We start from the raw sequence: 26,358 nt of genomic DNA, 5'->3' as shown, positions 1-26,358 counted from the left end.
TCGCTACATCGCCCGTCCGCTGTGACCCCTACTCGTTCGTCGGTTCGACCCACGGTTCCGCGACGCCGTCACCGAACAGTTCGCGCATCAGCGTGACGATGCTCTCGGGCGGGAACTGGCCGCTTTCGGTGACGATGGCGTCGATGTGACGTGGTGGCGTCACGTCGAACGCCGGGTTCTCCACCGCCACGTCGCCGATGTCCGCCCGGTCCTCGTCGGAGACGACCTCCCGCTCGTCGCGCATCTCTATCTCGACGGTGTGGCCCGTCATCGTCGCCGGGTGGAGTTTGATGGTCTGGGCGGCGACCACGATGGGGACGCCACGTTCGCGGGCGTTGACCGCCAGCCCCGACGTCCCGATCTTGTTGACGACGCTCCCGTCGGCGGCGATGGCGTCCGCGCCGACGAGGACGTGGTCCGCGTCGTCGAGGTACCGACGCGCGGCGTTGTCGACGATGAGCGTCACGGGGACGCCCATCTCGCGCAACGCTCTGGCGGTGATGTGGCCCTGGAGACGCGGGCGCGTCTCCTTGACGATGGCTTCGAGGTGTTTCCCCTGGTCGAGGGCCGCCTCGACGCAGGCGAGCGCGTCCGTCGAGTGGCAGTGGGTCATCACGACGTCGCCGTCCTGCAGGCGGTTCGCACCGATTGCGCCGAGCTGTGACTGGGCGCGGTCGAGGCGCTGTTCGAACTCCGTCGCAGCCTTCACGACGCTCGCGCGCAGCGTCGCTACCTCGTCGCCGTCCATCCGTCGGAGGACGTAGCGGAGGGCGTTCGGGAGGCTCACCGCCGTCGGCCGGGTCTCGTGGAGGCGTCGGCCAGCGACGCGGAGTTCGGCACGGAACGCCTCGGGCGTCACGGCGTCCGACTCCCCTGCCTGCACCCGGAGGGCGGCAGCCGCTGCCGCGCCGATGGTCGCCGCCCCTCGCGTCTCCATCGACGCGATGTCCTCCGCGGTGGTCTCGACGGTCGGGTGGAGGTCCATACCGGCGGTATCACGCCGAGCGGATAAACAGTTGTTCCGGAGGTGACACCGTCGTCGCGACCGCCGCCGTGGCGACCGCGCCGCAATGGCCAGTGTCGTCGTGCGATCCGGGCCGCCTCAGGTCGGTGCCGGTTCCGGCTCTGCGAGTTCGTACTCGCTCAGTCGGTCGCTGCCGCAGCGACACCGCCCGTCGGCCGTGGAGAGGATGAACGTCCCGTCCTCGCGCTTTCGAGCGGCGTACACCTGCCCGCACGTCGTACAGTGGACGATCTTCTGGTGTGTCATCAGTTGGTCCCCTCCCGAGCGGTCGTCGCGACCAGCGCCGCACCGTCGCGTCCCGGGAAGAATCCGAACTACTGGACCTTTCATAGTAAAGCTTCTCGCTGCGTGGTATCGAGCGTGACTCCCGGAACGTGACCGAAAAAGCGTGCGCCGTCGGGCGAAACGGTGTCGTTCAGTCGTCGGCGCGGGCGGCGACGCGGGGCAGGTCGATATCGCCGTCGTCGAGCGCGGCCTCGACCTGTCGGGTCGCGGTCACCATGTTCTCCATCTTGCCGTAGGCGACCTCGCGGGGCAGGAGCTTCAGCCCGCAATCCGGCGAGACGGTGAGCCGTTCGGGCGGGACGACCTCGAACCCGCGTTTGATGTTCTCGACGATGTCCTCGACCGGTTCGACCTCCGCGACGTGGGCGTCGACGACGCCGAGCGCGAGGTCCGCGGTGAACTCGTGTTCGGTGAACACGTCGATCTGGTCGTAGTCGCCGTTGCAGAGTTCGACGTCGAACTCGTCGATGGGGAAGTCGAGAATCTCGGGGTAGATACGCGAGTAGTCGCCGTAGCAGACGTGCAGACCGATGCGCACGTCCTCGGGGATGCCGTCGGTGATGTGTTCGAGACACTCGCCGACGATGGCGTGGTCGTCGGGCGTCGTCGCGAGGGCGGGTTCGTCTATCTGGACGTAGCGTGCGCCCGCCTCGACGAGCTTCTCCACCTCGGTGTTGACGAGTTCGGCCAGCGCGTACGACAGTTCGGCGTCGTCGTCGTAGTGCTCGTTGAACGACCAGTTCGCGAGCGTGTACGGCCCGGTGATGGGCACCTTGACGGGTCGCTGTGCGACGTCGTCCGTGAACGCGAACTCGTCGACCAGCCACGTCTCGTCGTACTCGACCTCGTCGACGACCGACGGCTTGTCGAAGTAGTTGTGGCCCCACACCTTGACCGGGCCGTGGAACTCGTAGCCCGCGATGCGGTGGGCGAAGTACTCGACCATCTCGTTGCGGCGCATCTCGCCGTCGACGATGGCGTCGAGCCCCGCTCGCTCGTGTTCGTCCGTGATGAGGCGGGAGGCGTCGTCCTTCGCCTCCTGCCAGTTCTCCTCGTCGAAGTCGACGTCGATGTCGAAACTGCCGCGCGGTTCGTCGCTGGCGCGGTCGGCCGCGCTGACCTCCAGTTCGCCGTGGTAGAGGTCGCGGGCGCGGTTGAGCCACTTCGGTTTGGGGTAGCTCCCGACGACCGTCGAGAGGATGAAGTGCTCGTTCGGATGGTCGGCGGGGCGGAACTGCTCGCGGTTGGCGGCGGGGTTGCGCGTCATGCCGTCACCTCCTCGGGTCGCGTCAGCGCACCGAGCGCGTCCAACTTCGCCTCGAAGCGTTCTGTCGGCAGGTAGAACGTCTCCGTGTTCGGGAGGACGTACGCCCGGTCGAACGTCGCCGAGGGCGTGTTCTCCTCGACCCACTCGACCCGCTCGCGGAGCAGGTCGGGCGACTCGACCTTCGTGTTCTGTCCCTCGACGAACCCGAGTGCCACCGAGTCGGTCGTCCCGTACTCGTTGATGTTGTAGAGGTTGTCCTCGTGGTCGGTGACGAAGTCGTAGCCCACCGCGTCCACGTCGGCGTCGAGCAGGTGCGCGTACACCTTCTCGTCGAGCGCACCGTAGAACGGGTAGACGACGCTCTCGGCGTCGCTCGCACCCACGACGCGGTCGATGGCCTCGCTGGCCCGTTCGTCCGCACCGTCCTCCGGCGGCTCCTCGACCAGCGACGGTTCGAGGACGAGCAGCGTCGCGTGGTCGGGGAACTGCTCGACTTCCCCCACGAGGAACTCCGTGACGGCGTCGAGGAAGCCCTCGCCGTAGTGGTCGTCGGTGGCGAGGTCCGCGAGCGTGTACGGCCCCGGAATAACGGCCTGCAGTTCGTCGCCCGGGACGTCGGCCGCATCGAGGTCCGCCGCGAGGTCGCCGGTCGGCGAGAGGTCGCCCGTCACGACCGGCTCGCGGTAGAAGTTGTTGTTGTCGAAGTAGCGGACGATACCGCGCGTCTCGACGTTCTCCTGCACGGCGAGGGGGTGCGCGAGCATGTCGTCCCAGCGCAGCTGCCCCTCGACGACGCGGTCGAGGCCGGCCTCCTGCTGGCGGGCCACTACCTCCTCCCGTGCCCGGTCGTACTGTTCGACCACGGATGGCGGTTCGTCACCGCTCACCAGGTCGTCCTTCTGGTGGCCCTTCAGGTCCGCGAGCTCCGACTTCGCCCAGTCGGGCAGCGGGAACAGGCCGGTCGTCGTCGCGACGAGTTCGGTCATCACGCACGGCTACGGAACGACCCGTGATAATATTTTCTCGTTCGATATATGCGCTATAGTTATCCGAGCGTCAGGCGTGACGGAGTTCGAGGACGACCAGTCGCTCGAACGGGAACGACTCCTCCGCGAGTTCGCGCGCGGCGAGGCCGTTCGCGGCCGCACGCTCCGTTACGGCCTCGACGTCCGTCAGCGACGAGACCAGCAGGAACGCTCGGCCGTCCTCGGCCAGGACGCGCGGCAGGTCGTCGAGGAACGGGTCGACGGCGCGCCGTCCGTCGGGGCCGCCCGAGAGCGCGTACTCCATCCAGTCGTCCCACTCGGCGTCGGGGTCCGTCGGGAGGTACGGCGGGTTGAACAGCACGACGTCGAGCGGACCCGCGAGGCCGTCGAGCAGGTTCGACCGCACGACGCTCACGCCGTGGTCGCGTGCCTCCCGAACGGCGATGGGGCTGATGTCGACGCCGAGCACGTCCACCCCGGTCGCGTCGCCGACCTGCGCGGCGACGTAGCCCGACCCGGTGCCGACGTCGACGACCCGCGTATCCGCCGGCAGGTCGCCGAGTTCGTCGGCGGCCGTCTCCGCGAGCAGGTGGGAGTCCTCCGCTGGCTGGTACACCTGCTCGGCCGCCCGCTCGCGGTCGACCATCAGGCACCACCCCCCGCGGCCCCGTCGGACTCGGGGCGTGGCCTGCCGGACTCGGGGCCGGGTGCGTCCACGTCCGCCTCGAACGTCGCGTCGGGTCGCGTCGAGAGCACCCGCTGTGGGAACGGGATGCCGACGCCAGCCTCCTCGAACCGGGACTTCACCGACTCGACGACGGCGCTGCGTGCCTGCCAGTAACGCGCCGCGCTGGGGTTCGCTATCCAGAACCGGCAGTCGAGGACGACCGCGGAGTCGCCGAAGCGCGCGACGACGACGCGCGGTTCGGGCGTCTCCATCAGTTCGTCGAGGCCGGCCATCGCCTCCTCGGCGAGCGAGACGGCCCGCCCCACGTCCGCGTCGTAGTCGACTCCGACCTCGACGGAGACGCGGAGTCGTCCCATCCGCGACCGGTTGACGATGTCGTTGGAGGTCACCTCGTCGTTCGGGATGATGACGTGTTCGTCGTCGAACGTCCGGAGCGTCGTGTTGAACATGCTGATGTCCCGGACGATGCCCTCGCGGTCGGACATCACCACCCAGTCGCCGAGTTCGAACGGCCGCGAGAACAGCAGTACGAAGCCTGCGAACACCGCGCCGAGCGTCTGCCGAGCGGCGAGGCCGAGGACGACGCCGAGCGCACCCGCACTGAGGACGAGGTCCCTCGGGTTGACGCCGACGAGCGCCAACAGGACGAGGAGCGTCGCGAGGTAGATGGTCAACTGCGCGACGTGGTAGAACGCCTCCTGTCTGTGGCCGGTGATGATGTCACCGTCTCGTTCGACGAGCAGCGTCTTGCTGATACGCGTCAGCGTGTAGGCGACGACGACGATGAGCCCCGCGACGAGGCCGAGTGCACCGGTCTTCGCCGGGTCGACGGTGGGGTTTCCGAGCGCCTCGACGAAACTCCCGGCGGCCTCCCAGCGCTCCAGCAGGAACCACGCCGTGGCGACGGCAGCGACGGTGAACAGGATGGACTGCGTCGCGTCGGCGGTGATGGTATCGACGTACCGTTCCAGCGGGTCACCCAGTCGCCGGATCAACAGCGCCACGAGCAGGAGGACGAGCAACGCCCCGGCGGTGACGACGATGTTCGCCGTCTGCGGACCGAGTGCGTCGCCCCCCTGCATCAGCGCGGCTCCCCGACGCGCCACGCCAGCGAGGCGAGTTCTGCGAAGTCGGCCGGCGAGAGGTCACCCGCACGGGCGCTCAGCAGTTCCTCGTCCGCCTCGGCGACCACCGCGTCGGCGTCGTCGAGTTCGGAGATGTGGGCGGTGTTCCGGATGGCGTTGCGGACGGTCTTCCGGCGCTGGGTGAAGACGGCCGTGACGAACCGGAGGAAGAAGTCGGCGTTGGGAACTGTGTAGTCCGGGTCGCGCGGCGTCAGCCGGACGAGCGCGCTCTCGACGGCCGGTTCGGGCGAGAACGCTTCCTTCGGGACGGGTTCGACCACCTCCACGCCCGCGTAGTGGCCCGCCGTCACCGACAGGCGACCGTACTCCGAGGTCCCCGGCTCGGCGGCCATCCGCTCGGCGAACTCCCGCTGGAACATGAGGACCATCGGAATCTGCAGGGGTAACAGTCGGAACGTAATCTTCGAGGAGACGCTGTACGGGAGGTTCGAGACGCTCGCGGTGACGTCGTCGGGGAGGTCGACGTCGAGTGCGTTCCCCTCGACGACGCCGAGTCGGCCCGCTTCGACGGCGTCGGCGAACTCCTCGCGGAGGAACCCCGCGAACATCGGGTCGCGCTCGACGACCGTCACGCGACCGTCCTCGGGGGCGCTCGCCAGCAGGCGGTCGGTGAGGACGCCGGGACCGCCACCCACCTCGAGGACGTGGCTCCGGTCGGTTCCCTCCGGGAGGTAGCCCGGAATCCGGTCGACGACCCGGTCGTCGACGAGGAAGTGCTGGTCGTGGTTCGGGTCACCGCGTGCACCCGCGCGCTGGACGAGTGCGTCGGGGTCGCGGGTACCCGCCCTGACCGGTCGCTCGCTCATTGCGCGACCGTAGTTCGGCGGGACGCAAAAAGGCGTTTCATCCGGTTCGGCGGGGGCGAGCGCCCTACTGGACGAACGAGCGGTACTTCAGTTCGTCCTCCCGGAGCTCTTCGAGGATGCGCTCGACGATTATCTGTCGCGGGTCGTGGAGCCCGTCGACGCGTTCGTCGAGGTCCTCGAAGCTCTCGAACGGCTGGCGCTTTCGCTCGTCGAGGATGGTGTCGCGAAGCTTCTTGCCGATACCCGGCAGGAGGTTCAGCTGGTGGAGGCGCAGCGTGATGGGCTGGGCCTCGTTGTAGTGGTCGACGAATCGACGCTCGTCGTCGTCGACGATCTCCTCGACGGCGTACTCCAGTTCGGAGCGCGCGCCGCCGGACAGTTCCTCGAACGAGACGCGAGACACCGTCTCGACGTCGTCGCCGTGGACGTCGACGTGGTCACCGAACGATACCTCTGCGCCCTCGGTCAGGACGCACTCGTACAGTCCGAAGTCGTCGACGCCGAGGGCGTACGCGAGCGACGGTTTCTGGAAGCGGGGGCGGTCGTCGTCGGCCCGTCCGTGCGGCAGGTAGTCGAGGACGACCGCGACCGACCCACTGTCGGCACTGGGCATGTGACTCTCAACGCGAAGGAGCTATTTAAGGATACGTCGGACCGACGACCACAGTCACGCGATGTGACCTGTTCGCCGTCGCCGAGACGACCGCCGTAACCGAGTCAGACGTACTTCTTGACGACGTTGAGCAGGTCGTCGAGTTCGTCGCCCGACAGCGAGTAGCGCTGCTGGGCGTACACCGACCGCATCTCGTCGCGGGTCCGCGGGAGCAGGTTGGCGATCTTGAACGCCGTCTCGTCGGTCACCTTCTCGTGCTCCTGGAGCTCCTCGACGAGCGCCCGAGAGTCCTCCGGGGAGAGCTCGGAGAACCGGTTGACGTGCTCGATGGCGCGGGCGAGTTCGTAGCGCATCTCGCGCTCCTCGTCCATCGCGCGTTCGTTCTCGATGTCGGCGAGCAACTCCTTGACCTCGGGGACGGTGAGGTACTCCTCGTCGACGATTTCCTTGAATATCGTCATTACCTACTCCTGCTGTCGCTTCAGGTGTGCGGCGCGAACGACGAGCGTCTTGTCCTTCCCACCGTCGTTGATTCGGACCTTGAACGCTCGACCCTGTTCGCCCACGACGGTCCCCGTGTGACCGTCGAACCGCGGGTGGAACCGACCCTCGGGAATCGAGGGGTCGATCTTGAGGTGGACGCGCTCGCCCTCCTCGTACTGCTGGATGGCGCGCTGGGGTGGCGAGATGCCACGCTTTCGCGGGTCGTTCGACAGCTTCTCGCGGGTACCGTGGTAGGGGCCCTTGGAACTCGGCATTTGCCGTGGATACCAACACGACGGACATAAATGGTGCGTTCCTCGCTCACCGACGAGTGTCGTTCACACGGCGGCGACGCCTCGCGAGGAGCCACGCGACGGCCACGACGAGGAACACCGCGAACCGGTCGAAGAGGAGGTGGCGAAGCGGGTGACGCTGCGGGTGGTACCGTTCCCGTCGGACGACGACCCGGTCGTCGAACACCGAGAGGACGAGCGAGTCCGTCGCCCGGCACTCCCGGTAGACGGTCCGCGCGGTCAACGGCAGGGTGAAGGGCGAGCGGGCGAACCCGGGCGGAATCGCGTCGCCCTCGCGGGAGACGGTCACTCGCCGACCCGGCGGGAGCTGCCGGAGACGGTCGATTCCCGGTGCGGACACGAGTGTCGCTGCCGCTCGCATATCGCTCACCAGCGCGGACGGGGGTTTGAGTCCGTTGGTTGCGGTCAAATCGGCGACGGCGCGAGGAGCACCGCTCGGGACGGCGATGGCACTCCGCGGTGCGAGAACGAGGGGGAGAACGTCCGGACGCTCAGATGCGGCCGACCTGGTCGACGTCGACGCTCTCGACGTCGTCGACGTTCTGGAACGACTCCTCGACGGCCTCCGTCCCACCGGCCTCGTCGGGGATGATGACCGTCGGCATCAGTGCGACGAGACCGAACGCGACGTCCTCGCGGTCCGTCCGCGAGATCTTCGCGCCCTCGGGGAGCGACGCTTCGAGGCGCTCCTGCAGTCCGTCGAGGTCGACGTCGGGGCTGTTCGGCATCACCTTGAGTCGGGCGGCGACCTTCCCCATGGTTACGGCCCCATGAACCCGCAGTCCGGGCACTCGTAGAGGTTGCTCTGCTTGCGGCACTTCGAGCACCGGTAGATCTGCTGGCCGCAGTCGGGGCACTTGAACGCCGCCGCGGTCGTCCCGGAGATGTTGATCCCACAGGAGACGCATTTCCGCGCCTGACGCTGTTCCTGACTCATACCTCACGTCACCGGCCGGTGCCGTTTAATCCTTGTCAAACCGCCGGGAGCGTGCGAGGGGGACACACGGCTAGCGCCCCCAACTGTCACTGCCCATCCCGTCGCCACCCGCCACGCTGCTGTCCGCTCCGCTCAGACGCGCTCGAACTTCGTCCCGTAGCGCGTCACGCCCTCCTGCGTGTAGAGTCGGCGCAGGACGCCCCGCACCGTGTCGCCGACCGACGCCTCGCCGACGACCTGTCCGGGGAGGCTGACGCTCCCCTCGCCGTCGGCGGCCTCGAACCGCACCACGACGACGCCGAACGCGCCGCCCCGCTTCTGTTGTGGGGCGAACTCCGGCGGTGCGCCGCCCTGACCGATGCGGGTCGCCGCCTCGACGGTTCCCTCGGGGGCGAGTCGCGTCTCCTCGTACTCGACCAGTTCGCGGCAGTCCGGACACGCCCCCTGCGGCGGGAACGCGAGCGCGCCACAGTCGGGACAGCGACCCGCGAGGAGTCGGTGCCGCTGCGGGAGCGACTCGGCCCACGTCGGCATCGTGACGTACGCCGCGCCGGTTCCGGCCTCGTCGTCGCTCAACTCGCCACGGAGTCGGAGCGCGTCGGCGTAGCCCACCTCCTCGCCAGCGTCGAGTGCGAGCGACGTGGGGACCGACCCGCCGGACTCGACGCGGAGGACGTCAGCACCACCACCGCCGACGCCGACGCAGAGGACCGTCTCGTCCCCGTCGGCGAGCGCTCGTGCGAGCGAGAGCGGGGCGCTCGCCGCCCCGAGGTCGCCGAGTTCGTGGACGACGGTACAGCGCTGGATGGCCTCGCTCTCGACGCCGAGCGCTCCGGTCGCGCGGTACGGGCGCTTCCCGTCGGGCGCGGTGATGGCGACGGCGTCGGCGTCCTCGGTGTCGAGTTCGCCGACGGCCGCGGCGATGGGGTCGACGAACGCCGAGCGGTCGTACGTCGTCACGCCGAGGCCCTCGACGCGGTCGCTCCCGGACCGGCGGAACCGGACGCCCGGTGCGGGTTCGGCGTGGCTCGCGTGGTCGGTGACCGTCGCGCCGTCGGCGTCCGCGCCCACCACGAACGCCGCCGCGCCCGCACCGGCCGCCTGCCCCCGGTCGTCGTCCGGTTCGCCCTGCGGGCAGTCGGCGACCACGACCAGTCCGGAGTCGGGCGCGTCGAGGAGCGCCGCCGTCCCGGCGCGGGCGCTCCCGGTGAACAGACGCGTCGTCGCGTCCTCGCGGACGCCGAGCATCGACGCGAGACGGGCGAGCAGGTCGCCCTCGGCCACGGGAGGCGTGGTCGTGGCGAACCCGAGCCAGCCGACGTCGCTCGCGTCGACGTCGCTCGCATCCAGCGCGCGCTTCGCCGCCGCGACGCCCATCGTCAGGGCGTCCTCGTCGCCCGCTGGGACCGCCGTCGACTCGATTCCCGACGGGGCGTTCCCCCACGCCTCCTCGATGGCGTCGGCCGGGAGTCGCCGTTCGGGTGCGTAGCCGCCGACTGCGGTGATGGTCGTGTGAGTCATCGGCCGCTCACCTCCGTCGCCGCCTGACCGTCCTCGCGTTCTAATATGTGTACCACTGCCGCACCGCCGCTCCCGCCGACGTTGTGCGTCAGGCCGACGCGAGCGCCCTCGACCTGCCGTTCTCCCGCGTTCCCGGAGAGCTGTGCGAACGCCTCCGAGAGCTGTCCTGCCCCGGTCGCACCGATGGGGTGGCCCTTGGACTTGAGGCCGCCCGAGGGGTTCACGGGTAACTCGCCGTCGAGCTTCGTCGCGCCCGAGGCGGCGTACGGCCCGGCCTCGCCCGGTTCGCAGAACCCGAGGTCCTCGTAGGCCATCAGCTCCGCGATGGCGAAGCAGTCGTGCACCTCCGCGAAGTCGATATCGTCCGGACCCATACCGGCCTCGGCGTAGGCCGTCTCGGCGGCCTGCTGGCTCGCCGGGACGGCGGTGTACGTGTCCCGCTGGAACAGGCCCACCGAGTCGGCGGACGCGCCGACGCCCGCGACGCGGATGCGCTCGTCGGTGAACTCGTCGACGACGTCCTCGCTGACGACCAGGACGCAGCCGGCGCCGTCGGTCGTCGGACAGCAGTGGAACAGCGTGAGGGGGTCGGCGACCGTCGGCGCGTTCGTCGCCTGGTCGAGCGAGCACTCGAACCGGAGGTGCGCGTGGGGGTTCTTCGCGCCGTTGGCGTGGTTCTTGACGGCGACGTGGCTCAGGTGGTCCTGGGTCGTCCCGTACTCCTCCATGTGGGCGCTGGCCATCTGGGCGTAGACGCCCGCGAAGGTGGTCCCGGAGAGGCGTTCCCACTCCGTCTCGCCGGAGACCCCGAGCCAGAACCGGACGGCGTCGTTCGACACGTCGGTCATCACCTCGACGCCGCCCGCGAGTACCACGTCGGCGCTCCCGGCGCGCACGGCGTTGACCGCCTGCCGGACTGCGCTCCCGCCCGCCGCGCAGGCGTTCTCGACGCGCGTGACGGGGATGCCGTCGAGACCCACGTGGTCGGCGACGGCGGGGCCGGGCAGGCCGAGCTGGCGACCGCCGACCCCGAGCGTGCCGACGTACGCCTCGTCGATTGCCGACCGGTCGATACCTTCCGGAACGCTGTCGCGCGCCGACTCGAACGCGGTGGCGAACAGCGACCGATACGTCTCGTCCGGGTACGAGCCGAAATCCGACTGCCCAGCACCGACGACGTACGCTTCTGTCATACCACGCCCTCCGTCCCTCTTCCCCTTGACAATACGGGTCACGGCGAGTCGTCACGTGACCGTTCCCGCACGCTATGCGACGACACCAACTATAAGTCGCATGGGACGAACTATAGAATTAGATGCGTCTAATCTACGTTCGGAGGGTGGCCGAGAATGGCTGACGTTCTCGGCGTCCCTCTCTCACAGTTGACCGAGATATTCGTCGCGTCGGTCCGCGACGGGTTCGTGCAGGTCAGCGCGTTCGTCGCCGTGACGGTGCTGCTGTTCAGCTACGTCCAGTACAGGACCGACGGGAAACTCATCCGGTGGCTCGAAGAGCGAGAGCGCGCCCAGCCGCTCGTCGGCGCGCTGATGGGGCTGACTCCCGGCTGTGGCGGCGCTATCGTGATGATGCCGCTGTACCTCCGCGGGACGGTGTCGTTCGGTACCGTCGTCGCCACGCTCGCCGCGACGGCCGGCGACAGCGCGTTCGTCATCCTCGCGCTCGCTCCCGAGGCGGCGCTGTACGCCTACCTGCTGGCGTTCGCCTCGGCGGTGCTGTTCGGCTACGCCATCGACGGCTTCGGTCTGGGCGTCGGCCGCGTCGACCGTGCCGTGCGCCGCATCGGCGGCGTCGCGACGGACGGTGGTGTCGTGCAGAACGGCGGACTCGCCGCCCCCGGCGGGAGCCACGTCCACCACTACGAGGACGAGACGGGCCACGAGCTAGAAGCGCCGACCCGCGACTCGCCCGTCATGCGTCGGCTCTCGGAGGGCGCGCTCGCGCTCTGGTGGGTCGCCGCGGCCGTCGGACTGGTCGCGGGCGTCCTCTACCTCCTGCGCGGCGCACCGGAGGTCGCCATCGAACTCGGCGTCAGCTACGCGGGCGTGTTCACCGTCGCGGGCATCACCGGCACCGCCCTGTCGTTCTACCTCTACCTCGTCGGGCGGCGCTACGTCGGTCACGGCCACGTCGGGCACGGACGGGACACGTTCGCCAGTCTGCGCGAGACGTTCACCCACGCCGCGATGGAGACGTCGTTCGTCACGGTCTGGGTCATCGTCGCCTACCTGCTGTACGAGTACCCGGTCGCGCTGTTCAGCATCGACATCGCGGCAATCGCCGCGGCCGCAGGCATCCTCGCGCCCATCGCCGGTGCCGTCGTCGGCCTGATTCCCGGCTGTGGCCCGCAGATCGTGCTCGCCACGGCGTACGCGGAGGGAGCGATTCCGTTCTCCACGCTCACCGCGAACGCCATCAGCCAGGACGGCGACGCGCTGTTCCCGCTCATCGCCATCGACAAGACGGCCGCGGTCGTCGCGTCCATCTACACGACGGTTCCGGCGCTCGTCGTCGGCGTCGCGGTCCACCTCACCGTGGGGCCGCTGTTCGGCTTCGGCGTGCTCTGAGCGGCCCTGCCCTCGTCCTCCCGTCACCACCGCCATCGACCCCGAACCACCGCGGCTTTTCTCGACGCGCTCCCTTCGCTCCCCAATGACCGGTCCCCGCATCGCACTCGGCGAGCGCGCCTCCCACCCGTTCGTCCGGGTCGGGCCACCCGCCGAGGCGAGCGGCGAGACACCGCTCGTCCTCGTCACGGGACTCAACGACCCGCTGCTGCGCGTCACCGACGCGCTCTGGTTCTCGGGCGTGGTCGCCACCTACGGCGTCCGACTCCGTCGCCGGGGCTACCCCGGTCCGGTGTACCTGACGAGTCGGCCCGTCGGCCGCCCCGCCGACGACACGACACGCGACATGGGCCACGACCTCGCGGCGTTCCTCGACGGGTTCGACCGACCGGCCGACCTGCTCGGCGTCTCGATGGGCGGGTTCGTCGCCAACCACTGCGCGGTCGACCACCCCGACCGCGTCCGGCGACTCGTCCTCGGCCTGGCCGCCGCCCGCCTCTCCGACCACGGCCGGGCGCGAATCCGCGAGTGGCGCGACTGGGCCGACGCGGGCGAGTGGGGCCGCATCTACCGCGCTGGCTGCGACGCCGTGGCGGTCGGCCCCCTCCGACGAGCGATGCGCGCGGCGACCTACCCCTACGACGCATTCGTCTCCTACCCCCCGGCGGGAGTCGACTTCGCGCCCGCCGTCGACGCCTGTCTGGCCCACGACGCCAGCGAGCGCGCCCCACCGCTGCCGACGCTCGTCGTCGGCGGGACGGAGGACCCGTTCTTCACGACGGGGGAGTTCCGACGGACGGGCGAACTGCTCGACGCGCCGTTCCACCGACTCGACGGACTCGGCCACGAGGCCGTGGTCTGTGCGGGCGAGCGCTTCGACGAACCGATGCTCGAGTTCCTCTGCGACTGACGCGCTGCGGGCCGTCTCGAAACCCACGGGACGACTCGACACCCTTCCGACCCGGCCTCGGCGGGTCGAGGAGGTCCGGAACCACCGTACCGACTCCCCGTACCGGGACGGATATACGACCCCGGTGGGAAGGCGAGGGCATGAGCGACACCGAGGGAGCCTGGTTCGCGGGGCTGCCCCCCGACGACGTCGAGGGGGCCGCCGACCGCGTCCGCGACGGGACGTGCGAGACCCCCCGCGAGTGGCCCGCGCTGGCGGTCGGGTCGGGGTTCGCCGCCGACACCGACGAGTACTACGACCGACTGCGCGAGGCGACGCTGGCGGCGACCCGAGCGGCCGTCGAGGAGGCCCAGACGGCCGGCGACCGACAACTCGTCCACGCGGTGCGGTCGATGGACGACACGGAGCGCGTGGCGAACGAACTCGCCGAGCGCCTCGCGGAGTGGGCGGGGACTCGCTTCGAGGACGCCGGGACGGGCGTCGATGGGGCTCGCGAACTCGCCGAGCGAGCGCCGAGCGACCCCGCCGAGGAGCGCGTCGTCTCGCTCGCCCGGCGCGTCGTCGACCTGACCGACGAGCGCGACGACCTTCGGGCGTTCGTCGAGCGCACCGCACCCGACGTCGCCCCGAACCTCTCGTCGATGGCGGGGCCGGTGCTGGCCGCTCGCCTCGTCGCGCTCGCGGGGGGACTGGAGTCGCTGGCGAAGAAGCCCTCCGGGACGGTGCAGGTGCTCGGCGCGGAGGACGCGCTGTTCGCCCACCTCCGGGGTCGCGCCACCTCCCCGAAACACGGCGTCATCTACGTCCACGACTACGTCCGGAACACCGACCCCGACGAGCGCGGGTCGGCGGCGCGCGCCCTCGCCGGGAAGCTCTCCATCGCCGCCCGCGTCGACCACTACTCGGGTGACCTGCGCCCCGAACTGCAGGACCAGCTCGACGACCGCATCGCGACGATTCGCGCCCGGACCGGTGACCCCGCTCCCGGCGAACGCGACGACAACCCCGAGGACGGCGCCCCGGACGCCGACGGCGCGTCCAGCGAGTCGGGTGAGGACGGATGACTCCCGACCTCCCCGACGGCGTCGAGCGTCGCCAGTTCGACGGTCGGGAGCGTCTCGCGACGCGCGGCGACCCCGTCTACGGCGAACCGACCGAGGGCGAGTGGCGCGTCTGGGACGCCGGCCGGTCGAAACTCGGTGCGATGCTCGCACTGGGGATGGACACCGGTCTCTCGGGCGGCGAGTCGGTGCTCTACCTCGGTGCGGCGTCCGGGACGACGGTCAGCCACGTCGCCGACTTCGCCGGGCCGACCTACGCCGTCGAGTTCGCGCCGCGCCCGACCCGCGACCTGCTCCCGGTCGCAGAGGCGCGCGAGAACCTCTTCCCGCTGCTCAAGGACGCTCGCAAGCCAGAGACCTACGCTCACGTCGTCGAACCGGTCGACGTGCTGGTACAGGACGTGGCGACCCGCGGGCAGGCGGAGGTGGCGAACCGCAACCGACGGTTCCTCCGGGAGGACGGCCGCCTCCTGGCGGTCGTGAAGGCTCGCTCGGAGGACGTGACCGCCGACCCCGGGGACGTGTTTGACGCCGCCCTCGACGCCCTGGAGGGGTACGACGTGCTGGAGACGACCCCGCTCGACCCCTACCACGAGGACCACCTCGCGGTGGTGGCGCGGCCGGCGTAGTCGGCCGGCGAGAACGGCAAGAGGGGCCTACTGTTCGCCCACCTCGCTTATGAGGCGGGTTGATAATCCAATAACCGGAAATGTATCATAAATAATCGGATAGACGTGCATATTTGTTTTGATTTTTGGGAAGATGCGGTTATACGTCGAGGAACTAATCCGCGGTTACAGTAATGCTAGAGCGGATTACGATCGACAGGTACGACCTCAAGCCGAAGCTGATACTCGCGTTCGTCCTCATCGCGCTGTTGACCGGTTTGACGGGTGTCGTCGGCTACTACGGTGTCACCACCATCGACGGGGAGGTTCACAGGGTGGCCGAAGACGGGAAGAAGATGGACCACGCCGCGGAGCTCATTGTCGCGACGAAGGGCCAACACGAGGCGGTACAGGCCGCAGAGCTCGGCGATTCGGGAGCCGAAGCCGACTTCGAGACGGCCAGCGAACAGTTCGAGAGCAGAGCCACGGCGCTGGAGGGGACCCACCTGAGCGACGCGCAGGCTGCGGACCTCGCCGAGATTCGCTCCCTGCAGACGGAGTACGCCACGCTCGCGACGGAGTTCTTCGAGGCGAAGCAGGCGGGTAACGCCGACCTGGCCGCCGAGAAGGCCGACGAGATGGAGGGCGTCCAGGCCGGTATCGAGGAGCGAGCCCACTCCATCGAGGAGTCGGCGGGCACGGACCTCGAGGAACAGACGGCGGCCGCCGACGCGAACGCACAGCTGACCGAACTGCTGGTCGTCGGCATCTCCATCGCGTCGTTCGTGGCCGCGCTCGGAATCGGGCTCTTCGTCGCCCGACGCATCACGACGCCCATCGAACAGCTCTCGGAGGCTGCGGTCGCCGCGAGCGAGGGGTCGCTCGACACCGAACTCGACGACCACGTCGAGGACGACGAGATCGGCCGGATGGTCGACGCGTTCAACCGGATGCAGGGGAACCTGCGAGCGGTGTTCACGGACCTCGACGGCGTGAGCCGCGGTCTCAAGGAGGGCGAGTTCGACCAGTCGTTCGACACGAACCACCCCGGCACGTACGGTGCGGTCATGACGAACCTCGACGACGGCGTCGGCCAGCTCCGGGGGAGCTTCGCCGACATCACGGCCGTGAGCGACGACCTGCAGGCCGGTCGTCTCGACGACGACGTGGACACCGACCGACCCGGTCAGTACGGTGCCGTGATGACGAACCTCGACGCCGGAATCGAACAGCTCAACGGAAGCTTCGCGGAGATTCGGAGCGTCAGCGACGACCTCCAGTCCGGTCGCCTGAACGACGACGTTGACACCGACCGACCCGGTCAGTACGGTGCCGTGCTCGCCGACCTCGCGACGGGAACCGCTCGGCTGTCGGCCAGCTTCGAGCAGATATCCGCCGCGAGCGAGGCCCTGAAGCAGGGCCGCCTCGACCAGCGCCTCGACACGGACCACCCCGGCACGTACGGCACGGTGATGACGAACCTCGACGAGAGTATCCAGCAGTTGAGTGCCAGCATCCACGCGGTGCAGGAGGTCGCCGACGAGGTGGCCGGGTCGAGTCAGGACGCCGCCGCGAGTACCGAGGAGATAGAGACCGCGAGCGAGGAGGTCGCGGGCTCCGTCGTCGAGATATCGCAGGGTGCAGAGGAGCAGTCCGAGAACCTCCACCAGGTGTCCAACGAGATGAACGACATGGCCGCGACGGTCGAGGAGATCGCCGCCTCGACCGAGGAGGTCGCGGCGACGGCCTCGACGGCCGCCGAGCAGGGAGAGACCGGTCGCGAGTACGCCGCCGAGGCGACCGAGGAGATCCACGCCATCGAGTCGCAGGCCGACCGCGCCACGTCGAAGGTGCAGTCCCTCGACGAGGAGGTCGAACAGATCGGGGAGATCGTCGAGATGATCACCGATATCGCCGAGCAGACGAACCTGCTGGCGCTCAACGCCTCCATCGAGGCCGCCCGCGCCGGCGAGGCCGGCGAGGGGTTCGCGGTCGTCGCGAGCGAGATCAAGAGCCTCGCCGAGGAGGCGGGCGAGGCGACCGGACAGATAGAGCGCCGCATCGAGGAGGTGCAGGCGACGACGACCGAGACCGTCGACGGCATCCAGGAGATGAACGAGCGCGTCGACAGGGGCTCCCAGACCATCGGGGAGGCCATCGACATGTTCGACGAGATCGCGACGGCCGTCGGCGAGGCCGAGGACGGCATCCGGGAGATCAGTGACGCGACCGACGACCAGGCCGTCACCGCCGAGGAGGTCGTCTCCGTGGTCAACGAGGTCGCCAGCGTCAGCGAAGAGACGGCCGCGGAGGCGAGCAACGTCTCGGCGGCGACCGAAGAGCAGACCGCGTCGCTCTCGAGCGTGTCGAACAACGTCCAGCACGTCTCGACGCTCGCCGACGACCTCCGCGAGCAGGTGTCGACCTTCGAGGTTCGCGAGGCCGACGGCGAGCGTGACGGCGGAGCGACGAGGGACACGGACGGGACTGCTGGGACGGCGATGGCCGACGGTGGTCGTGAGCCGTCGAACGCCGCCCGGAACCGCTCCATCGACGGCCGGCGCTGAGCGAGACGAACGCCCTCGGTTCCGACCTCGAAGCCACTCGTTTTCGCCGTTCGCCGGCCGCTCGGCGCACGTTTTTCCCCACGCCCGACGTATCGACCGCCATGAGCCTCGACGTCTCGCCGCCGGACCCACCCGCCCTCTCGCCCGCGTTCGACCCCGACGAGTACGAGGACGCCGACGTGATGGGCGACGACTATCGCCGCGAGGAACTCGACGAGTACCTCCACGACGGCGCGTGGGAGCGGGCGTTCGGCGAGTGGAGCGAGCACACCGACCTCGGCGAACCGGAGTGGGACATCGTCCGTGATCTCGGCCTCGTCGCGGAGTACGACTTCTTCTGGGACGCCTTCGCCGAGCGGGTCGGGTACCACGCACCCGGACTCCCCGAGGACTGGAAGGAGCGGGACCTGCACCCGAACCTCGACTCCTGGGCGCGGGTGTCGGGCATCAACGCGGCGCTGACCGAACTCGGACAGGTCGTCTGCGACGTCCTGAAGGACGAGTACATCGACTGGGAGTCCGACTACGAGGCGCCGGACGACCTCCCAGACTTCTGACCGGCGGGCGAAGAGTTACGCCCCGCGACGGTGACGAGGGTAGTATGTCGTGGACAGACCGTCTCGTCGGGTCGCGGATGGCCGTCGACCGGGAGTTCGGCGACCGGGTCGCCCAGTCGTCGCTCTCCAACCAGGAGTGGAACCTCGTGATGACCGCCACCGAGTTCCGGGTCGCGGACGTCGACGACCCGGAGGCGGCCCGACTCGTCGGCGACACCTCGAAACTGGAGTCGGTCGTCCCGGAGATGGACCGCATCGCCTCCGAACAGCCGAACGCCGGTGGTGGGAGTGCCAGCGACGGTGGGTCCTCGGGTGGCCTGTTCGGCTCCATCAAGGACGCGTTCGGCATGAGCGGTGACGACGGACCCGACGACGCCGAGCGCATCGAGACGGCCGAGCGACTCGTCGACGAGTACACGACGCGCCTGCAGGAGCGACTGGAGAACAGTGGCCGCTGGGAGGAGATCCGCGCGGCGGCCGCCGAGGAAGAGCACGGTAACTGACCGACCCCCGGACCAGTCGCGACTCGTCGGCGCTCACGAACGTCGCGGTTTGGCCGCACAGGATTGGTTGCTCGTCGGCATCCTGCTCGCCGTCTCGGGTATCCCGTTCGCTACCGGGAACGCGACGAGTCACGACTACTCCTCCCTGTTCTCGTACGCCGCGCTCGGCATCGAACTCTCTGGATACGGTATCGCTCGACTGAACGGAGTGCTCGGCGAGAGCTGACTCGGCGGTTCAGAGACGGTCGACGACGGCTTCGGTCACGTCGTCCGTCGAGGCGTCGCCGCCGAGGTCCGGCGTCCGGGGGCCGTCGCTGAGGACGCCCTCGACCGCCGTTCGAACCTGCTCGCCCGCCTCGTCCTCGCCGAGCCACTCCAGCAGCATCGCCGCCGACAGTATCGCCGCGGCGGGGTTGGCGACGCCCTGCCCGGCGATGTCGGGGGCGCTCCCGTGGACCGGTTCGAACAGCGCGTTGTCGTCGCCGACGTTCGCGCTGGGTAGCAGGCCGAGGCCGCCGACGAGGCCCGCGGCGAGGTCGCTCAGCACGTCGCCCGCGAGGTTCGGACAGCAAACCACGTCGTACTCCTCGGGGCGGAGGACGAGGTGCATCGCCAGCGCGTCCATCAGCGCCTCGTCGTACTCCTCGCCGCGTTCGTCGCCGACCGCTCGAACGGACTCCAGATACTGGCCGTCGGTGACGCGCATCACGTTCGACTTGTGGGCGACGGTGACGTCGCTGCCGCGTTCCTCGGCGTAGTCGAACGCGAACTCGGCGATGCGCCGCGAGGCGTCGTCGGTGACGACTCGCGTGAGCGTCGTCACGCCCGGCGCGATCTCGTTCTCGATGCCCGAGTAGACGCCCTCGGTGTTCTCGCGGACGAACACGAGGTCCGTCTCCGGCTGGAGCGCGTCGACGCCGGGGTACGCCCGTGCGGGACGGACGTTGGCGTAGCTCCCGACCACGTCACGGAGCGGGAGGATGACGTCGGCGGCCGTCTCGCCGACCGCGCCGAACAGCGTCGCGTCGGCCTCCCGAACGGTCTCGACGGTCTCCTCGGGGAGCGGCGTGCCCTGCTCCTCGGCCACCGCGTCGCCGGCCTCACAGTCCGCGAAGCCGAACTCGACGTCGAGCGCGTCCAGCACGTCGACGGCGGCGGGCGTCACCTCCCGGCCGATGCCGTCGCCGGGGAGGACGGCAATCTCGTGGCTCACCGGTCGCCTCCGACGTACGGCAGGCTCCGCCCCGTCTCGGCGATTTGTTCGGGGACCGACGCCAGCTGCGCCGTCGTGTCCCACTGGCCCTCGACGAGCGCGTGGCGCTGCATGTCGTCGACGCTCGCCTGGACGGTCTCACCGCCGTAGCTGACCGTCTGCTCGGCGACGTCGACCGCTATCTCGGCGTCGGGATGCGCCTCGACGAACGACTGGAGCGACTCGATCTCGTCCTCGTCGAGCGTCACCGTCGGGACGCCGAGCGCGAGGCAGTTGCCCGCGAAGATCTCGGCGAACGACTCGCCGACCACCGCGTCGATGCCCCAGCGCTGGAGCGCCTGCGGGGCGTGCTCGCGCGAGGAGCCGCAGCCGAAGTTGCTCCCGACGACCAGCACCGAGGCGTCGCGGTGTGCGCGGTCGTTGAACGGGTGGTCGGTCTCGACCTCCTCCTCGCCGTCCTCGGTCTCGACCGTCTCGAAGCGCTGGTCGAAGAACGAGTACTCGCCCAGCCCCTCGAAGGTGAGCACCTTGAGGAACCGCGCGGGGAGTATCTGGTCGGTGTCGATGTCGTCGCCGCGGACCGCGATACCGGTCCCCTCGACGTGCTGGACGGGTGGCGTGTCCGGGACGTCGTCGTCGCCGGACGCGCCGGTCTCCGGTCGGTGGCTCATACCACTACCTCCGGAGCGACGGCTCCGGCGTAGTCGCGTTCGTCGTCCCTCACGCGACCACCTCCTCCTCCGCGGGCGGCAGGTCGCGCACGTCCGTCACCTCGCCGGAGACGGCGGCGGCGGCGACCATCCGCGGACTCATCAGCACGGTGCGACCCTCCTTCGAGCCCTGCCGACCGACGAAGTTCCGGTTCGACGAGGACGCACACACCTCGTCGCCGACGAGCTGGTCCGAGTTCATCCCGAGACACATCGAACAGCCGGGCGCGCGCCACTCGAAACCGGCCTGCGTGAACGTCTCGTCGAGGCCCTCGGCCTCTGCTGCCGCGGCGACCCGCTGGCTGCCGGGGACGACCAGACCGCGCACGTCGGGGTGGATCTCCCGGCCCGCGACGACCCGCGCCGCGTCCCGGAGGTCCGAGAGCCGCGCGTTCGTACACGACCCGAGGAACGCGACGTCGATGGCGTAGCCGTCCATCGACTCGCCGGGCGTGACGCCCGTGTGCTCCTGGGCGCGGCGCGCGACGTCTCGTCGGCCCTCGGGCAACGACTCGGGGTCCGGGACGGGTTCGGTGATGCCGACGACCTGTCCCGGCGTCGTTCCCCACGTCACGACCGGTTCGAGGGCGCTCCCGTCGATGGTGACCACGTCGTCGTACTCGGCGTCCTCGGCCGACCGGATGGACTCCCAGTACTCCCTTAGTTCGTCGAAGCGCTCCGGGTCGTCGGCGAAGGCGTCGGTGTCGCGGAGCCACTCGTAGGTGGTCTCGTCGGGGTTGACGTAGCCCGCGCGAGCGCCGCCCTCGATGGACATGTTGCAGATGGTCATCCGACCGGGCATGTCCAGCGACTCGACGACGGGACCGCCGTACTCGTAGACGTAGCCGACGCCGCCGTCGGTGCCCAGTTCACGGATGATGCTGAGGACGACGTCCTTCGCGGTGACGCTCTCGCCGAGTTCGCCCGTCACCTCGATGCGCCGGACGTCCTTCTTCTCCATCGCGATGGTCTGGGTGGCGAGCACGTCACGAATCTGGGAGGTGCCGATACCGAACGCCAGCGCGCCGAACGCGCCGTGCGTGGCGGTGTGTGAATCGCCGCAGACGACGGTCATCCCCGGCTGGGTGAGTCCCTGTTCGGGGCCGACGACGTGGACGATGCCCTGCCGACCGGTGTCGGGGTGGTGGAACGGGATGTCCGACCCGCCGACGTTCGCCTCCAGTTCGCTCATCATCGACTCGGCCGCCTCGTCGGCGTACGGTCGGGTACGGTCGTCGGTCGGAACGATGTGGTCCGCCGTCGCGTGCGTCAGGTCGGGGCGAGCCACGGAGAGGCCGCGCTCCTCGAGCATGCCGAACGCCTGCGGACTCGTCACCTCGTGGACGAGGTGCAAGCCGACGAACAGCTGGTCCTGTCCCGACGGGAGCGTGCGCACCCGGTGGCGGTCCCACACGTGGTCGTACAGCGTTCGGTCGCTCATCTCCGGTCTCCCCGATGGGCGGTCTCGGTACTGGTCATACGTCGTCGTCGTCCGGTGTCTCACCGCCGCGTTCGTAGACGCGGTTCGCGTCCTCGGCGTCCCGCGGCGGCGTGTGGTCGATGTCGCCGAGCGTCTCCTCGTCCTCGGGGCCGGTGTCCCCCTCCGCTGTGCCGGTCGACTGCTCGGCGTCCGCGCTCTCTGCGTCCGCTCGTTCGGTCACCTCCGCCTCGCCACCGTCGGCGGCGACGACTGGGCCGCGGTGGTACACCATCGCGTCACCGAAGCTCTCGCCGGTAAACGGGTTGGTGTGGTCGCAGTCCGCGAGCGTCGGTCGCTCGTCGTCGGGTCGTCGGTTCTCCGCTCGGTCCGTCTCTCGTCCGTCTCGTGTGGTGTGCTCGGGCATCGTAGTTGGGTCGGGGTCGTCTGTCTCGCTGGTCGTCAGTCGTTCGCCGGCGCTTCCGGCGCGGCCGCCTCGTCCTCGCTCTCCTCTCCGGCTGCTTCGCCCCACGCGAACAGGCCGCGGAGTTCCTCGCCCACCGCCTCGATGTCGTGGGCCTGCTCGGCACCGCGACGCTGCTTGTAGGCGGGCCGTCCGGCCTGGTTCTCGTTGATCCACTCGCGGGCGAACTCGCCGTTCTGAACCTGCTCCAGCACGGTCTCCATCTGCTCGCGGGCGTGGTCGTCGACGACGACCTCACCGCGGGTCAGGCCGCCGTACTCGGCGGTGTCGCTCACCGAGTCCCACATCTCGCCGAGGCCGCCCTCGTACAGCAGGTCGACGATGAGCTTCATCTCGTTCATGCACTCGAAGTACGCCATTTCGGGGCTGTACCCCGCGTCGACGAGCGTCTCGTAGCCGGCCTTGATGAGTTCGGTGACGCCGCCACAGAGCACCGCCTGCTCGCCGAACAGGTCCGTCTCGGTCTCCTCGCGGAACGTGGTCTCGACCACGCCGGCGCGAGTGCAGCCGATGGCCTGCGCGTACGCGAGCGCCTCGTCTTTCGCCTCGCCGGACTCGTCGCGGTAGATGGCGAGCAGGCCGGGCGTCCCCTCGCCCGCCTCGAAGTTCCGCCGGACGAGGTGGCCCGGCGACTTCGGGGCGATCATCGTCACGTCGACGCCCTCGGGGGGCTCTATCTGCCCGTAGTGGACGTTGAACCCGTGGGCGAACTGGAGCGTGTTCCCCGCCTCCAGGTGGGGTTCGATGGCCGCGAACACGTCCGGCTGGACGGTGTCGGGGACGAGCATCGAGACGATGTCCGCCTCCTTCGCGGCCTCGGTCGGCGTCGCCACCCGGAGACCGTCCTCCTGGGCTGCGTCGCGGGAACTGGACTCCTCGCGCAGGCCGACGACGACGTCGATGGCACTGTCCGCGAGGTTGAGCGCGTGCGCGTGGCCCTGGCTCCCGTAGCCGAGGACCGCGACGGTCTTCTCCTCGATGTTCTCGTACGCTGCGTCGTCGTCGTAGTAGATCTGGTTGTCAGTCATCGTCTGAAAAGTTCGCCGGGGCGCTGGTCGTGGCGGCCTCGTCGCTGGCGGACTCCCCGTCCCCGGTGCCGTGGAGTCGTTCGTACCGCTCCTGTTCGTCGGGCGTCGTCCACGTCTCGCCGCGTGCGAGCGCGGTGTGGCCGGTCCGGGCGAGTTCGCGGATGCCGAACTGCCGGAACGCGTCGATGGCGTCGTCGACGGTCTGCTCGTCGCCGGTGATCTCGACCGTGATGGTCCGCGGCCCGGCGTCCAGGGTCTTCCCGTCGTACATCTCGGTGACCGCCTGGACCTGCGCCGGTCGGTCGCCGTGGACCTTCAGGACGACGAGTTCGCGTCGGACCGCGTCGCCGTCGAGTTCGCCCACGGAGATGACGTGCCGGAGCTTCGCCAGCTGGCGCTCGACCTGTCGGACGCCGGGTTCGGGCTCGTCGATGACGAGCGTGATGCGCGCCGTCTCCGGGTTCGTCGTCGACCCGACGGTCAGCGACTCGATGTTGAACTGCCGTCGACTGACGAGGCCGGACACCTCCGCGAGCACGCCCGGTTCGTGACGGACGAGCGCCGAGATGGTCGTCCGCCGTGGCTCGTGGGTCGCCTCGACGTCCGGGTCGATGCGGATGCCCTGCGAGGAGCGACGCCCCATGGGGTGCTCGCGCTCGTCCGGATGTGGGCCGACGCTGTGGCTCCCTTCGGTCCGTTCGACCGACTCCTCGGTCCCGTCGGTGGCGTCCTGGCTCATAGCTGGTCCTCCGTCAGGGCGAAGCGAGCGTTGTCGCCGCCGCTCGGGACGATGGGGAAGACGTTCTCCGCCGGGTCGATGTACGCGTCGACGACGCTCGGGCCGTCGTACTCGATGGCCTCGCGGAGGGTGTCGGCCGTCTCCTCGTACTCGCGAAGGGTGAACCCCTTCGCGCCGAACGCCTCCGCGAGCATCGCGAAGTCCGGCACCCACGGGTACTCCGAGGCCATCCGGCGCCCCTCGAAGAACGCGTCCTGCCACTGGCGGACCATCCCGATGGCCTCGTTGTTGAGGACGACGACCGTGATGTCGAGGTTCTCGCGCACCGCGACCGACAGCCCCTGCATCGTCATCAGGAAGCTCCCGTCGCCGTCGAAGCAGACCACCTCGCGGTCCGGGGCGGCCACCTTCGCCCCGATGGCGGCGGGCAGACCGTAGCCCATCGTCCCGAGGCCGTGCGAGGAGATGTAGGTCCGCGGCTCGGTGTACGTCCAGTACTGCGCGGCCCACATCTGGTGCTGGCCGACGCCCGTCGTGACGAGCGTGTCGTCGGGCGTCAGTTCGTCGGTCGCCTCGACGACGAACTGCGGTTTGAGCGGTTCGTCGTCGGGCGTGTCGTACGTCTGGCGGTACGTCTCCTTCCACCCGGTGCACGTCTCGCACCACGACTCGTAGTCGTCGGCGCTCCGCTCCGTCGCGGAGAACGCGCCGGGCATCGCGTCGTGGAGCTGTTCGACGACGGTGCCCGCGTCGCCGATCAGCGGGTGGTCGGCGTGGACGTTCTTCGATATCTCGGCCGGGTCGATGTCGACGTGGACGACCGTCGCGTCGGGCGCGAACGTCTCGATACCGCCCGTCAGCCGGTCGTCGAAGCGCGTCCCGATGGCGAGCAGGCAGTCGGTGTGGCTGATGGCCATGTTCGCGTAGCCCGTCCCGTGCATCCCGGCCCACGACAGCGAGAGGTCGTGGTCCTCCGGGAACGTCCCGATGCCGGGCATCGTCGTCGTGACGGGGATGCCGAACTCGGTGGCGAACGCGCGCACCTCGTCGCTCGCCTCGCCCTTCGTCACGCCGCCACCCGAGAGGATGAGCGGGCGGTCGGCCTCCGCGAGTGCGCGCGCCGCAGACTCGACGGCCTCCTGCTCCGCGGCCGGCGGCTCGTCGGTGGGGGGTGCCGTCGGGCTGGCGGCCTCGTCGCTCGTCTCCCCCGTCGTCACGTCCTTCGGGAGGTCGACGAGCGTCGGGCCGGGTCGGCCCGTGCCCGCGAACGCGATGGCGTCGCTGACCGTCGCACCGACGGTGTTCGGGTCGTCAGCGAAGTAGTTCGTCTTCGTGACGGGTCGCGTGACGCCGACGGTGTCCGTCTCCTGGAACGCGTCGTTCCCGACGAACTTCGTCGGGACCTGGCCCGTCAGTGCGACGACCGGGTCCGAGTCCATGTTCGCGTCCGCGATGCCGGTGACGAGGTTCGTCGCGCCCGGCCCGGACGTCGCCATGCAGATGCCCGGCCGACCGGTCACCTGACCGTAGGCGTCGGCGGCGTGGGCCGCGCCCTGCTCGTGGGCCATCGTGACGTGGCTGATGTCGGAGTCGTACAGCGCGTCGTAGACGGGCATGATGGCCCCGCCCTGCACGCCGAAGACGTGCTCGACGCCCGCCGCTTCGAGCGCGCGGATGGTCGCCTGCGCGCCCGTGGTGACGGGTCGTTGCTCGTCCTCGTCGGTCGCCTGGTCTGCCGACTCGGGCGTCGTCTCGTTCGATTCCTCTGTCTCGGTCTGTTCCCCCTCGGTGGGCGATTCGGTCGGCTCTCGATACCGGGGGTTGGTCGGGGTGCTCGTTCGCTCGCTCATCTGTCGTGGATTGGTGTCGTGCTGGTCGCTCGCTCGGAAGGCGGTGCGGTCGGTCGG

30 protein-coding genes are annotated in these 26,358 nt (G+C 69.6%); 8 read left to right on the top strand and 22 right to left on the bottom strand.

Annotated features, from left to right (window positions below; all coding sequences use genetic code 11):
• Nucleotides 1–28: 28 nt before the first annotated feature.
• The 15 genes from MX571_RS13930 to MX571_RS13860 all read right to left on the bottom strand — a co-directional run bounded on the left by MX571_RS13930 (nucleotide 29) and on the right by MX571_RS13860 (nucleotide 11,262).
• Nucleotides 29–985: a ribose 1,5-bisphosphate isomerase gene (locus MX571_RS13930; RefSeq protein WP_247417804.1), complete on the bottom strand. Its 957-nt coding sequence runs from the start codon at nucleotides 983–985 to the stop codon at nucleotides 29–31.
• Nucleotides 986–1,102: 117 nt separating this feature from the next.
• On the bottom strand, nucleotides 1,103–1,270 hold the full coding sequence (locus MX571_RS13925; RefSeq protein ID WP_247417802.1) for a hypothetical protein: 168 nt from the start codon (nucleotides 1,268–1,270) through the stop codon (nucleotides 1,103–1,105).
• A gap of 169 nt (nucleotides 1,271–1,439) precedes the next feature.
• A complete protein-coding gene (locus MX571_RS13920) occupies nucleotides 1,440–2,576 on the bottom strand; it encodes a methionine synthase (RefSeq protein ID WP_247417799.1) in 1,137 nt (378 codons plus the stop codon).
• Entirely contained in the window at nucleotides 2,573–3,562 is a 990-nt protein-coding gene (locus MX571_RS13915; RefSeq protein ID WP_247417796.1) for a 5-methyltetrahydropteroyltriglutamate--homocysteine methyltransferase, read from the bottom strand. The genes MX571_RS13920 and MX571_RS13915 overlap by 4 nt, the downstream gene beginning before the upstream one ends.
• A gap of 70 nt (nucleotides 3,563–3,632) precedes the next feature.
• Entirely contained in the window at nucleotides 3,633–4,208 is a 576-nt protein-coding gene (locus tag MX571_RS13910; protein WP_247417795.1) for a HemK2/MTQ2 family protein methyltransferase, read from the bottom strand.
• Entirely contained in the window at nucleotides 4,208–5,332 is a 1,125-nt protein-coding gene (locus MX571_RS13905; protein ID WP_247417793.1) for a mechanosensitive ion channel family protein, read from the bottom strand. Before MX571_RS13905 ends, MX571_RS13910 begins: the two co-directional genes overlap by 1 nt.
• On the bottom strand, nucleotides 5,332–6,201 hold the full coding sequence (locus MX571_RS13900) for a 16S ribosomal RNA methyltransferase A (RefSeq protein WP_247417790.1): 870 nt from the start codon (nucleotides 6,199–6,201) through the stop codon (nucleotides 5,332–5,334). The genes MX571_RS13905 and MX571_RS13900 overlap by 1 nt, the downstream gene beginning before the upstream one ends.
• Nucleotides 6,202–6,265: 64 nt before the next feature.
• Nucleotides 6,266–6,814, bottom strand: coding sequence for a DUF655 domain-containing protein (locus tag MX571_RS13895; protein ID WP_247417787.1), 549 nt, complete (start codon nucleotides 6,812–6,814; stop codon nucleotides 6,266–6,268).
• Nucleotides 6,815–6,918: 104 nt separating this feature from the next.
• The gene (locus MX571_RS13890; RefSeq protein ID WP_247417784.1) at nucleotides 6,919–7,275 is read right to left on the bottom strand and encodes an RNA polymerase Rpb4 family protein; all 357 of its coding nucleotides are present in this window, start codon (nucleotides 7,273–7,275) and stop codon (nucleotides 6,919–6,921) included.
• Between the two features lie 3 nt (nucleotides 7,276–7,278).
• Nucleotides 7,279–7,572 carry a 50S ribosomal protein L21e gene (locus MX571_RS13885; RefSeq protein WP_247417782.1) on the bottom strand — a complete coding sequence of 98 codons (294 nt, stop codon included), beginning with the start codon at nucleotides 7,570–7,572 and terminating at the stop codon, nucleotides 7,279–7,281.
• A 46-nt stretch (nucleotides 7,573–7,618) separates the two neighbouring features.
• The gene (locus MX571_RS13880) at nucleotides 7,619–7,972 is read right to left on the bottom strand and encodes a hypothetical protein (protein ID WP_247417779.1); all 354 of its coding nucleotides are present in this window, start codon (nucleotides 7,970–7,972) and stop codon (nucleotides 7,619–7,621) included.
• Between the two features lie 130 nt (nucleotides 7,973–8,102).
• Nucleotides 8,103–8,369, bottom strand: coding sequence for an elongation factor 1-beta (locus MX571_RS13875; protein WP_247417777.1), 267 nt, complete (start codon nucleotides 8,367–8,369; stop codon nucleotides 8,103–8,105).
• A 2-nt stretch (nucleotides 8,370–8,371) separates the two neighbouring features.
• A complete protein-coding gene (locus MX571_RS13870; RefSeq protein ID WP_247417775.1) occupies nucleotides 8,372–8,548 on the bottom strand; it encodes an HVO_2753 family zinc finger protein in 177 nt (58 codons plus the stop codon).
• A gap of 132 nt (nucleotides 8,549–8,680) precedes the next feature.
• Nucleotides 8,681–10,069, bottom strand: coding sequence for a zinc ribbon domain-containing protein (locus MX571_RS13865; RefSeq protein WP_247417772.1), 1,389 nt, complete (start codon nucleotides 10,067–10,069; stop codon nucleotides 8,681–8,683).
• A complete protein-coding gene (locus MX571_RS13860) occupies nucleotides 10,066–11,262 on the bottom strand; it encodes a thiolase domain-containing protein (protein WP_247417770.1) in 1,197 nt (398 codons plus the stop codon). Before MX571_RS13860 ends, MX571_RS13865 begins: the two co-directional genes overlap by 4 nt.
• Before the next feature lie 156 nt (nucleotides 11,263–11,418).
• Here MX571_RS13860 and MX571_RS13855 point away from each other — a divergent pair, with 156 nt between their 5' ends.
• The 8 genes from MX571_RS13855 to MX571_RS13820 all read left to right on the top strand — a co-directional run bounded on the left by MX571_RS13855 (nucleotide 11,419) and on the right by MX571_RS13820 (nucleotide 19,086).
• Nucleotides 11,419–12,654, top strand: coding sequence for a putative manganese transporter (locus MX571_RS13855; RefSeq protein WP_247417768.1), 1,236 nt, complete (start codon nucleotides 11,419–11,421; stop codon nucleotides 12,652–12,654).
• A gap of 85 nt (nucleotides 12,655–12,739) precedes the next feature.
• Complete coding sequence (locus tag MX571_RS13850) at nucleotides 12,740–13,564, top strand: alpha/beta fold hydrolase (RefSeq protein WP_247417766.1); 825 nt, start codon at nucleotides 12,740–12,742, stop codon at nucleotides 13,562–13,564.
• Nucleotides 13,565–13,704: 140 nt separating this feature from the next.
• Nucleotides 13,705–14,628, top strand: a complete 924-nt coding sequence (locus tag MX571_RS13845) for an NOP5/NOP56 family protein (protein ID WP_247417762.1) — start codon at nucleotides 13,705–13,707, stop codon at nucleotides 14,626–14,628.
• Nucleotides 14,625–15,254, top strand: coding sequence for a fibrillarin-like rRNA/tRNA 2'-O-methyltransferase (locus tag MX571_RS13840; RefSeq protein ID WP_247417760.1), 630 nt, complete (start codon nucleotides 14,625–14,627; stop codon nucleotides 15,252–15,254). The genes MX571_RS13845 and MX571_RS13840 overlap by 4 nt, the downstream gene beginning before the upstream one ends.
• 173 nt (nucleotides 15,255–15,427) lie before the next feature.
• Nucleotides 15,428–17,800, top strand: a complete 2,373-nt coding sequence (locus tag MX571_RS13835) for a methyl-accepting chemotaxis protein (RefSeq protein ID WP_247417758.1) — start codon at nucleotides 15,428–15,430, stop codon at nucleotides 17,798–17,800.
• A 101-nt stretch (nucleotides 17,801–17,901) separates the two neighbouring features.
• Nucleotides 17,902–18,357: a DUF7992 family protein gene (locus tag MX571_RS13830; RefSeq protein ID WP_247417756.1), complete on the top strand. Its 456-nt coding sequence runs from the start codon at nucleotides 17,902–17,904 to the stop codon at nucleotides 18,355–18,357.
• A gap of 44 nt (nucleotides 18,358–18,401) precedes the next feature.
• The gene (locus MX571_RS13825) at nucleotides 18,402–18,860 is read left to right on the top strand and encodes a DUF5799 family protein (protein ID WP_247417754.1); all 459 of its coding nucleotides are present in this window, start codon (nucleotides 18,402–18,404) and stop codon (nucleotides 18,858–18,860) included.
• Between the two features lie 49 nt (nucleotides 18,861–18,909).
• Nucleotides 18,910–19,086 (top strand): hypothetical protein, encoded by a 177-nt coding sequence (locus MX571_RS13820; RefSeq protein WP_247417752.1) that lies wholly within the window; start codon nucleotides 18,910–18,912, stop codon nucleotides 19,084–19,086.
• A 9-nt stretch (nucleotides 19,087–19,095) separates the two neighbouring features.
• Here the strand turns inward: MX571_RS13820 and MX571_RS13815 are convergent, their stop codons facing one another.
• Genes MX571_RS13815 through ilvB form a run of 7 tightly spaced genes read right to left on the bottom strand, consistent with a single transcriptional unit; the run spans nucleotide 19,096 to nucleotide 26,301 of the window.
• Nucleotides 19,096–20,073 carry an isocitrate/isopropylmalate dehydrogenase family protein gene (locus MX571_RS13815; protein WP_247417750.1) on the bottom strand — a complete coding sequence of 326 codons (978 nt, stop codon included), beginning with the start codon at nucleotides 20,071–20,073 and terminating at the stop codon, nucleotides 19,096–19,098.
• Nucleotides 20,070–20,744 (bottom strand): 3-isopropylmalate dehydratase small subunit, encoded by a 675-nt coding sequence (leuD, locus tag MX571_RS13810; RefSeq protein ID WP_247417749.1) that lies wholly within the window; start codon nucleotides 20,742–20,744, stop codon nucleotides 20,070–20,072. The genes MX571_RS13815 and leuD overlap by 4 nt, the downstream gene beginning before the upstream one ends.
• A gap of 49 nt (nucleotides 20,745–20,793) precedes the next feature.
• Nucleotides 20,794–22,224 (bottom strand): 3-isopropylmalate dehydratase large subunit, encoded by a 1,431-nt coding sequence (gene leuC / locus MX571_RS13805; RefSeq protein WP_247417747.1) that lies wholly within the window; start codon nucleotides 22,222–22,224, stop codon nucleotides 20,794–20,796.
• A 34-nt stretch (nucleotides 22,225–22,258) separates the two neighbouring features.
• Nucleotides 22,259–22,627 carry a DUF7989 family protein gene (locus MX571_RS13800; RefSeq protein ID WP_247417743.1) on the bottom strand — a complete coding sequence of 123 codons (369 nt, stop codon included), beginning with the start codon at nucleotides 22,625–22,627 and terminating at the stop codon, nucleotides 22,259–22,261.
• Nucleotides 22,628–22,662: 35 nt separating this feature from the next.
• Complete coding sequence (ilvC, locus tag MX571_RS13795) at nucleotides 22,663–23,712, bottom strand: ketol-acid reductoisomerase (RefSeq protein WP_247417740.1); 1,050 nt, start codon at nucleotides 23,710–23,712, stop codon at nucleotides 22,663–22,665.
• Entirely contained in the window at nucleotides 23,705–24,451 is a 747-nt protein-coding gene (gene ilvN / locus MX571_RS13790) for an acetolactate synthase small subunit (RefSeq protein WP_379751883.1), read from the bottom strand. Before ilvN ends, ilvC begins: the two co-directional genes overlap by 8 nt.
• Nucleotides 24,448–26,301 carry a biosynthetic-type acetolactate synthase large subunit gene (gene ilvB, locus MX571_RS13785; RefSeq protein WP_247417737.1) on the bottom strand — a complete coding sequence of 618 codons (1,854 nt, stop codon included), beginning with the start codon at nucleotides 26,299–26,301 and terminating at the stop codon, nucleotides 24,448–24,450. Before ilvB ends, ilvN begins: the two co-directional genes overlap by 4 nt.
• Between the last annotated feature and the right edge of the window lie 57 nt (nucleotides 26,302–26,358).

The sequence above is a fragment of the Halomarina salina genome (genome assembly GCF_023074835.1).
GTDB lineage: Archaea > Halobacteriota > Halobacteria > Halobacteriales > Haloarculaceae > Halomarina > Halomarina salina.
The sequence above is the reverse complement of the archived record's forward strand: the minus strand, read 5'-3'. Positions and strand labels throughout refer to the sequence as shown.

Bases quoted from the DNA above. Each gene is read 5' to 3' on its own strand.
- MX571_RS13930 (WP_247417804.1), bottom strand. From the start codon at position 985: ATGGACCTCCACCCGACCGTCGAGACCACCGCGGAGGACATCGCGTCG.
- MX571_RS13925 (WP_247417802.1), bottom strand. From the start codon at position 1,270: ATGACACACCAGAAGATCGTCCACTGTACGACGTGCGGGCAGGTGTAC.
- MX571_RS13920 (WP_247417799.1), bottom strand. From the start codon at position 2,576: ATGACGCGCAACCCCGCCGCCAACCGCGAGCAGTTCCGCCCCGCCGAC.
- MX571_RS13915 (WP_247417796.1), bottom strand. From the start codon at position 3,562: ATGACCGAACTCGTCGCGACGACGACCGGCCTGTTCCCGCTGCCCGAC.
- MX571_RS13910 (WP_247417795.1), bottom strand. From the start codon at position 4,208: ATGGTCGACCGCGAGCGGGCGGCCGAGCAGGTGTACCAGCCAGCGGAG.
- MX571_RS13905 (WP_247417793.1), bottom strand. From the start codon at position 5,332: ATGCAGGGGGGCGACGCACTCGGTCCGCAGACGGCGAACATCGTCGTC.
- MX571_RS13900 (WP_247417790.1), bottom strand. From the start codon at position 6,201: ATGAGCGAGCGACCGGTCAGGGCGGGTACCCGCGACCCCGACGCACTC.
- MX571_RS13895 (WP_247417787.1), bottom strand. From the start codon at position 6,814: ATGCCCAGTGCCGACAGTGGGTCGGTCGCGGTCGTCCTCGACTACCTG.
- MX571_RS13890 (WP_247417784.1), bottom strand. From the start codon at position 7,275: ATGACGATATTCAAGGAAATCGTCGACGAGGAGTACCTCACCGTCCCC.
- MX571_RS13885 (WP_247417782.1), bottom strand. From the start codon at position 7,572: ATGCCGAGTTCCAAGGGCCCCTACCACGGTACCCGCGAGAAGCTGTCG.
- MX571_RS13880 (WP_247417779.1), bottom strand. From the start codon at position 7,972: ATGCGAGCGGCAGCGACACTCGTGTCCGCACCGGGAATCGACCGTCTC.
- MX571_RS13875 (WP_247417777.1), bottom strand. From the start codon at position 8,369: ATGGGGAAGGTCGCCGCCCGACTCAAGGTGATGCCGAACAGCCCCGAC.
- MX571_RS13870 (WP_247417775.1), bottom strand. From the start codon at position 8,548: ATGAGTCAGGAACAGCGTCAGGCGCGGAAATGCGTCTCCTGTGGGATC.
- MX571_RS13865 (WP_247417772.1), bottom strand. From the start codon at position 10,069: ATGACTCACACGACCATCACCGCAGTCGGCGGCTACGCACCCGAACGG.
- MX571_RS13860 (WP_247417770.1), bottom strand. From the start codon at position 11,262: ATGACAGAAGCGTACGTCGTCGGTGCTGGGCAGTCGGATTTCGGCTCG.
- MX571_RS13855 (WP_247417768.1), top strand. From the start codon at position 11,419: ATGGCTGACGTTCTCGGCGTCCCTCTCTCACAGTTGACCGAGATATTC.
- MX571_RS13850 (WP_247417766.1), top strand. From the start codon at position 12,740: ATGACCGGTCCCCGCATCGCACTCGGCGAGCGCGCCTCCCACCCGTTC.
- MX571_RS13845 (WP_247417762.1), top strand. From the start codon at position 13,705: ATGAGCGACACCGAGGGAGCCTGGTTCGCGGGGCTGCCCCCCGACGAC.
- MX571_RS13840 (WP_247417760.1), top strand. From the start codon at position 14,625: ATGACTCCCGACCTCCCCGACGGCGTCGAGCGTCGCCAGTTCGACGGT.
- MX571_RS13835 (WP_247417758.1), top strand. From the start codon at position 15,428: ATGCTAGAGCGGATTACGATCGACAGGTACGACCTCAAGCCGAAGCTG.
- MX571_RS13830 (WP_247417756.1), top strand. From the start codon at position 17,902: ATGAGCCTCGACGTCTCGCCGCCGGACCCACCCGCCCTCTCGCCCGCG.
- MX571_RS13825 (WP_247417754.1), top strand. From the start codon at position 18,402: ATGTCGTGGACAGACCGTCTCGTCGGGTCGCGGATGGCCGTCGACCGG.
- leuD (WP_247417749.1), bottom strand. From the start codon at position 20,744: ATGAGCCACCGACCGGAGACCGGCGCGTCCGGCGACGACGACGTCCCG.
- leuC (WP_247417747.1), bottom strand. From the start codon at position 22,224: ATGAGCGACCGAACGCTGTACGACCACGTGTGGGACCGCCACCGGGTG.
- MX571_RS13800 (WP_247417743.1), bottom strand. From the start codon at position 22,627: ATGCCCGAGCACACCACACGAGACGGACGAGAGACGGACCGAGCGGAG.
- ilvC (WP_247417740.1), bottom strand. From the start codon at position 23,712: ATGACTGACAACCAGATCTACTACGACGACGACGCAGCGTACGAGAAC.
- ilvN (WP_379751883.1), bottom strand. From the start codon at position 24,451: ATGAGCCAGGACGCCACCGACGGGACCGAGGAGTCGGTCGAACGGACC.
- ilvB (WP_247417737.1), bottom strand. From the start codon at position 26,301: ATGAGCGAGCGAACGAGCACCCCGACCAACCCCCGGTATCGAGAGCCG.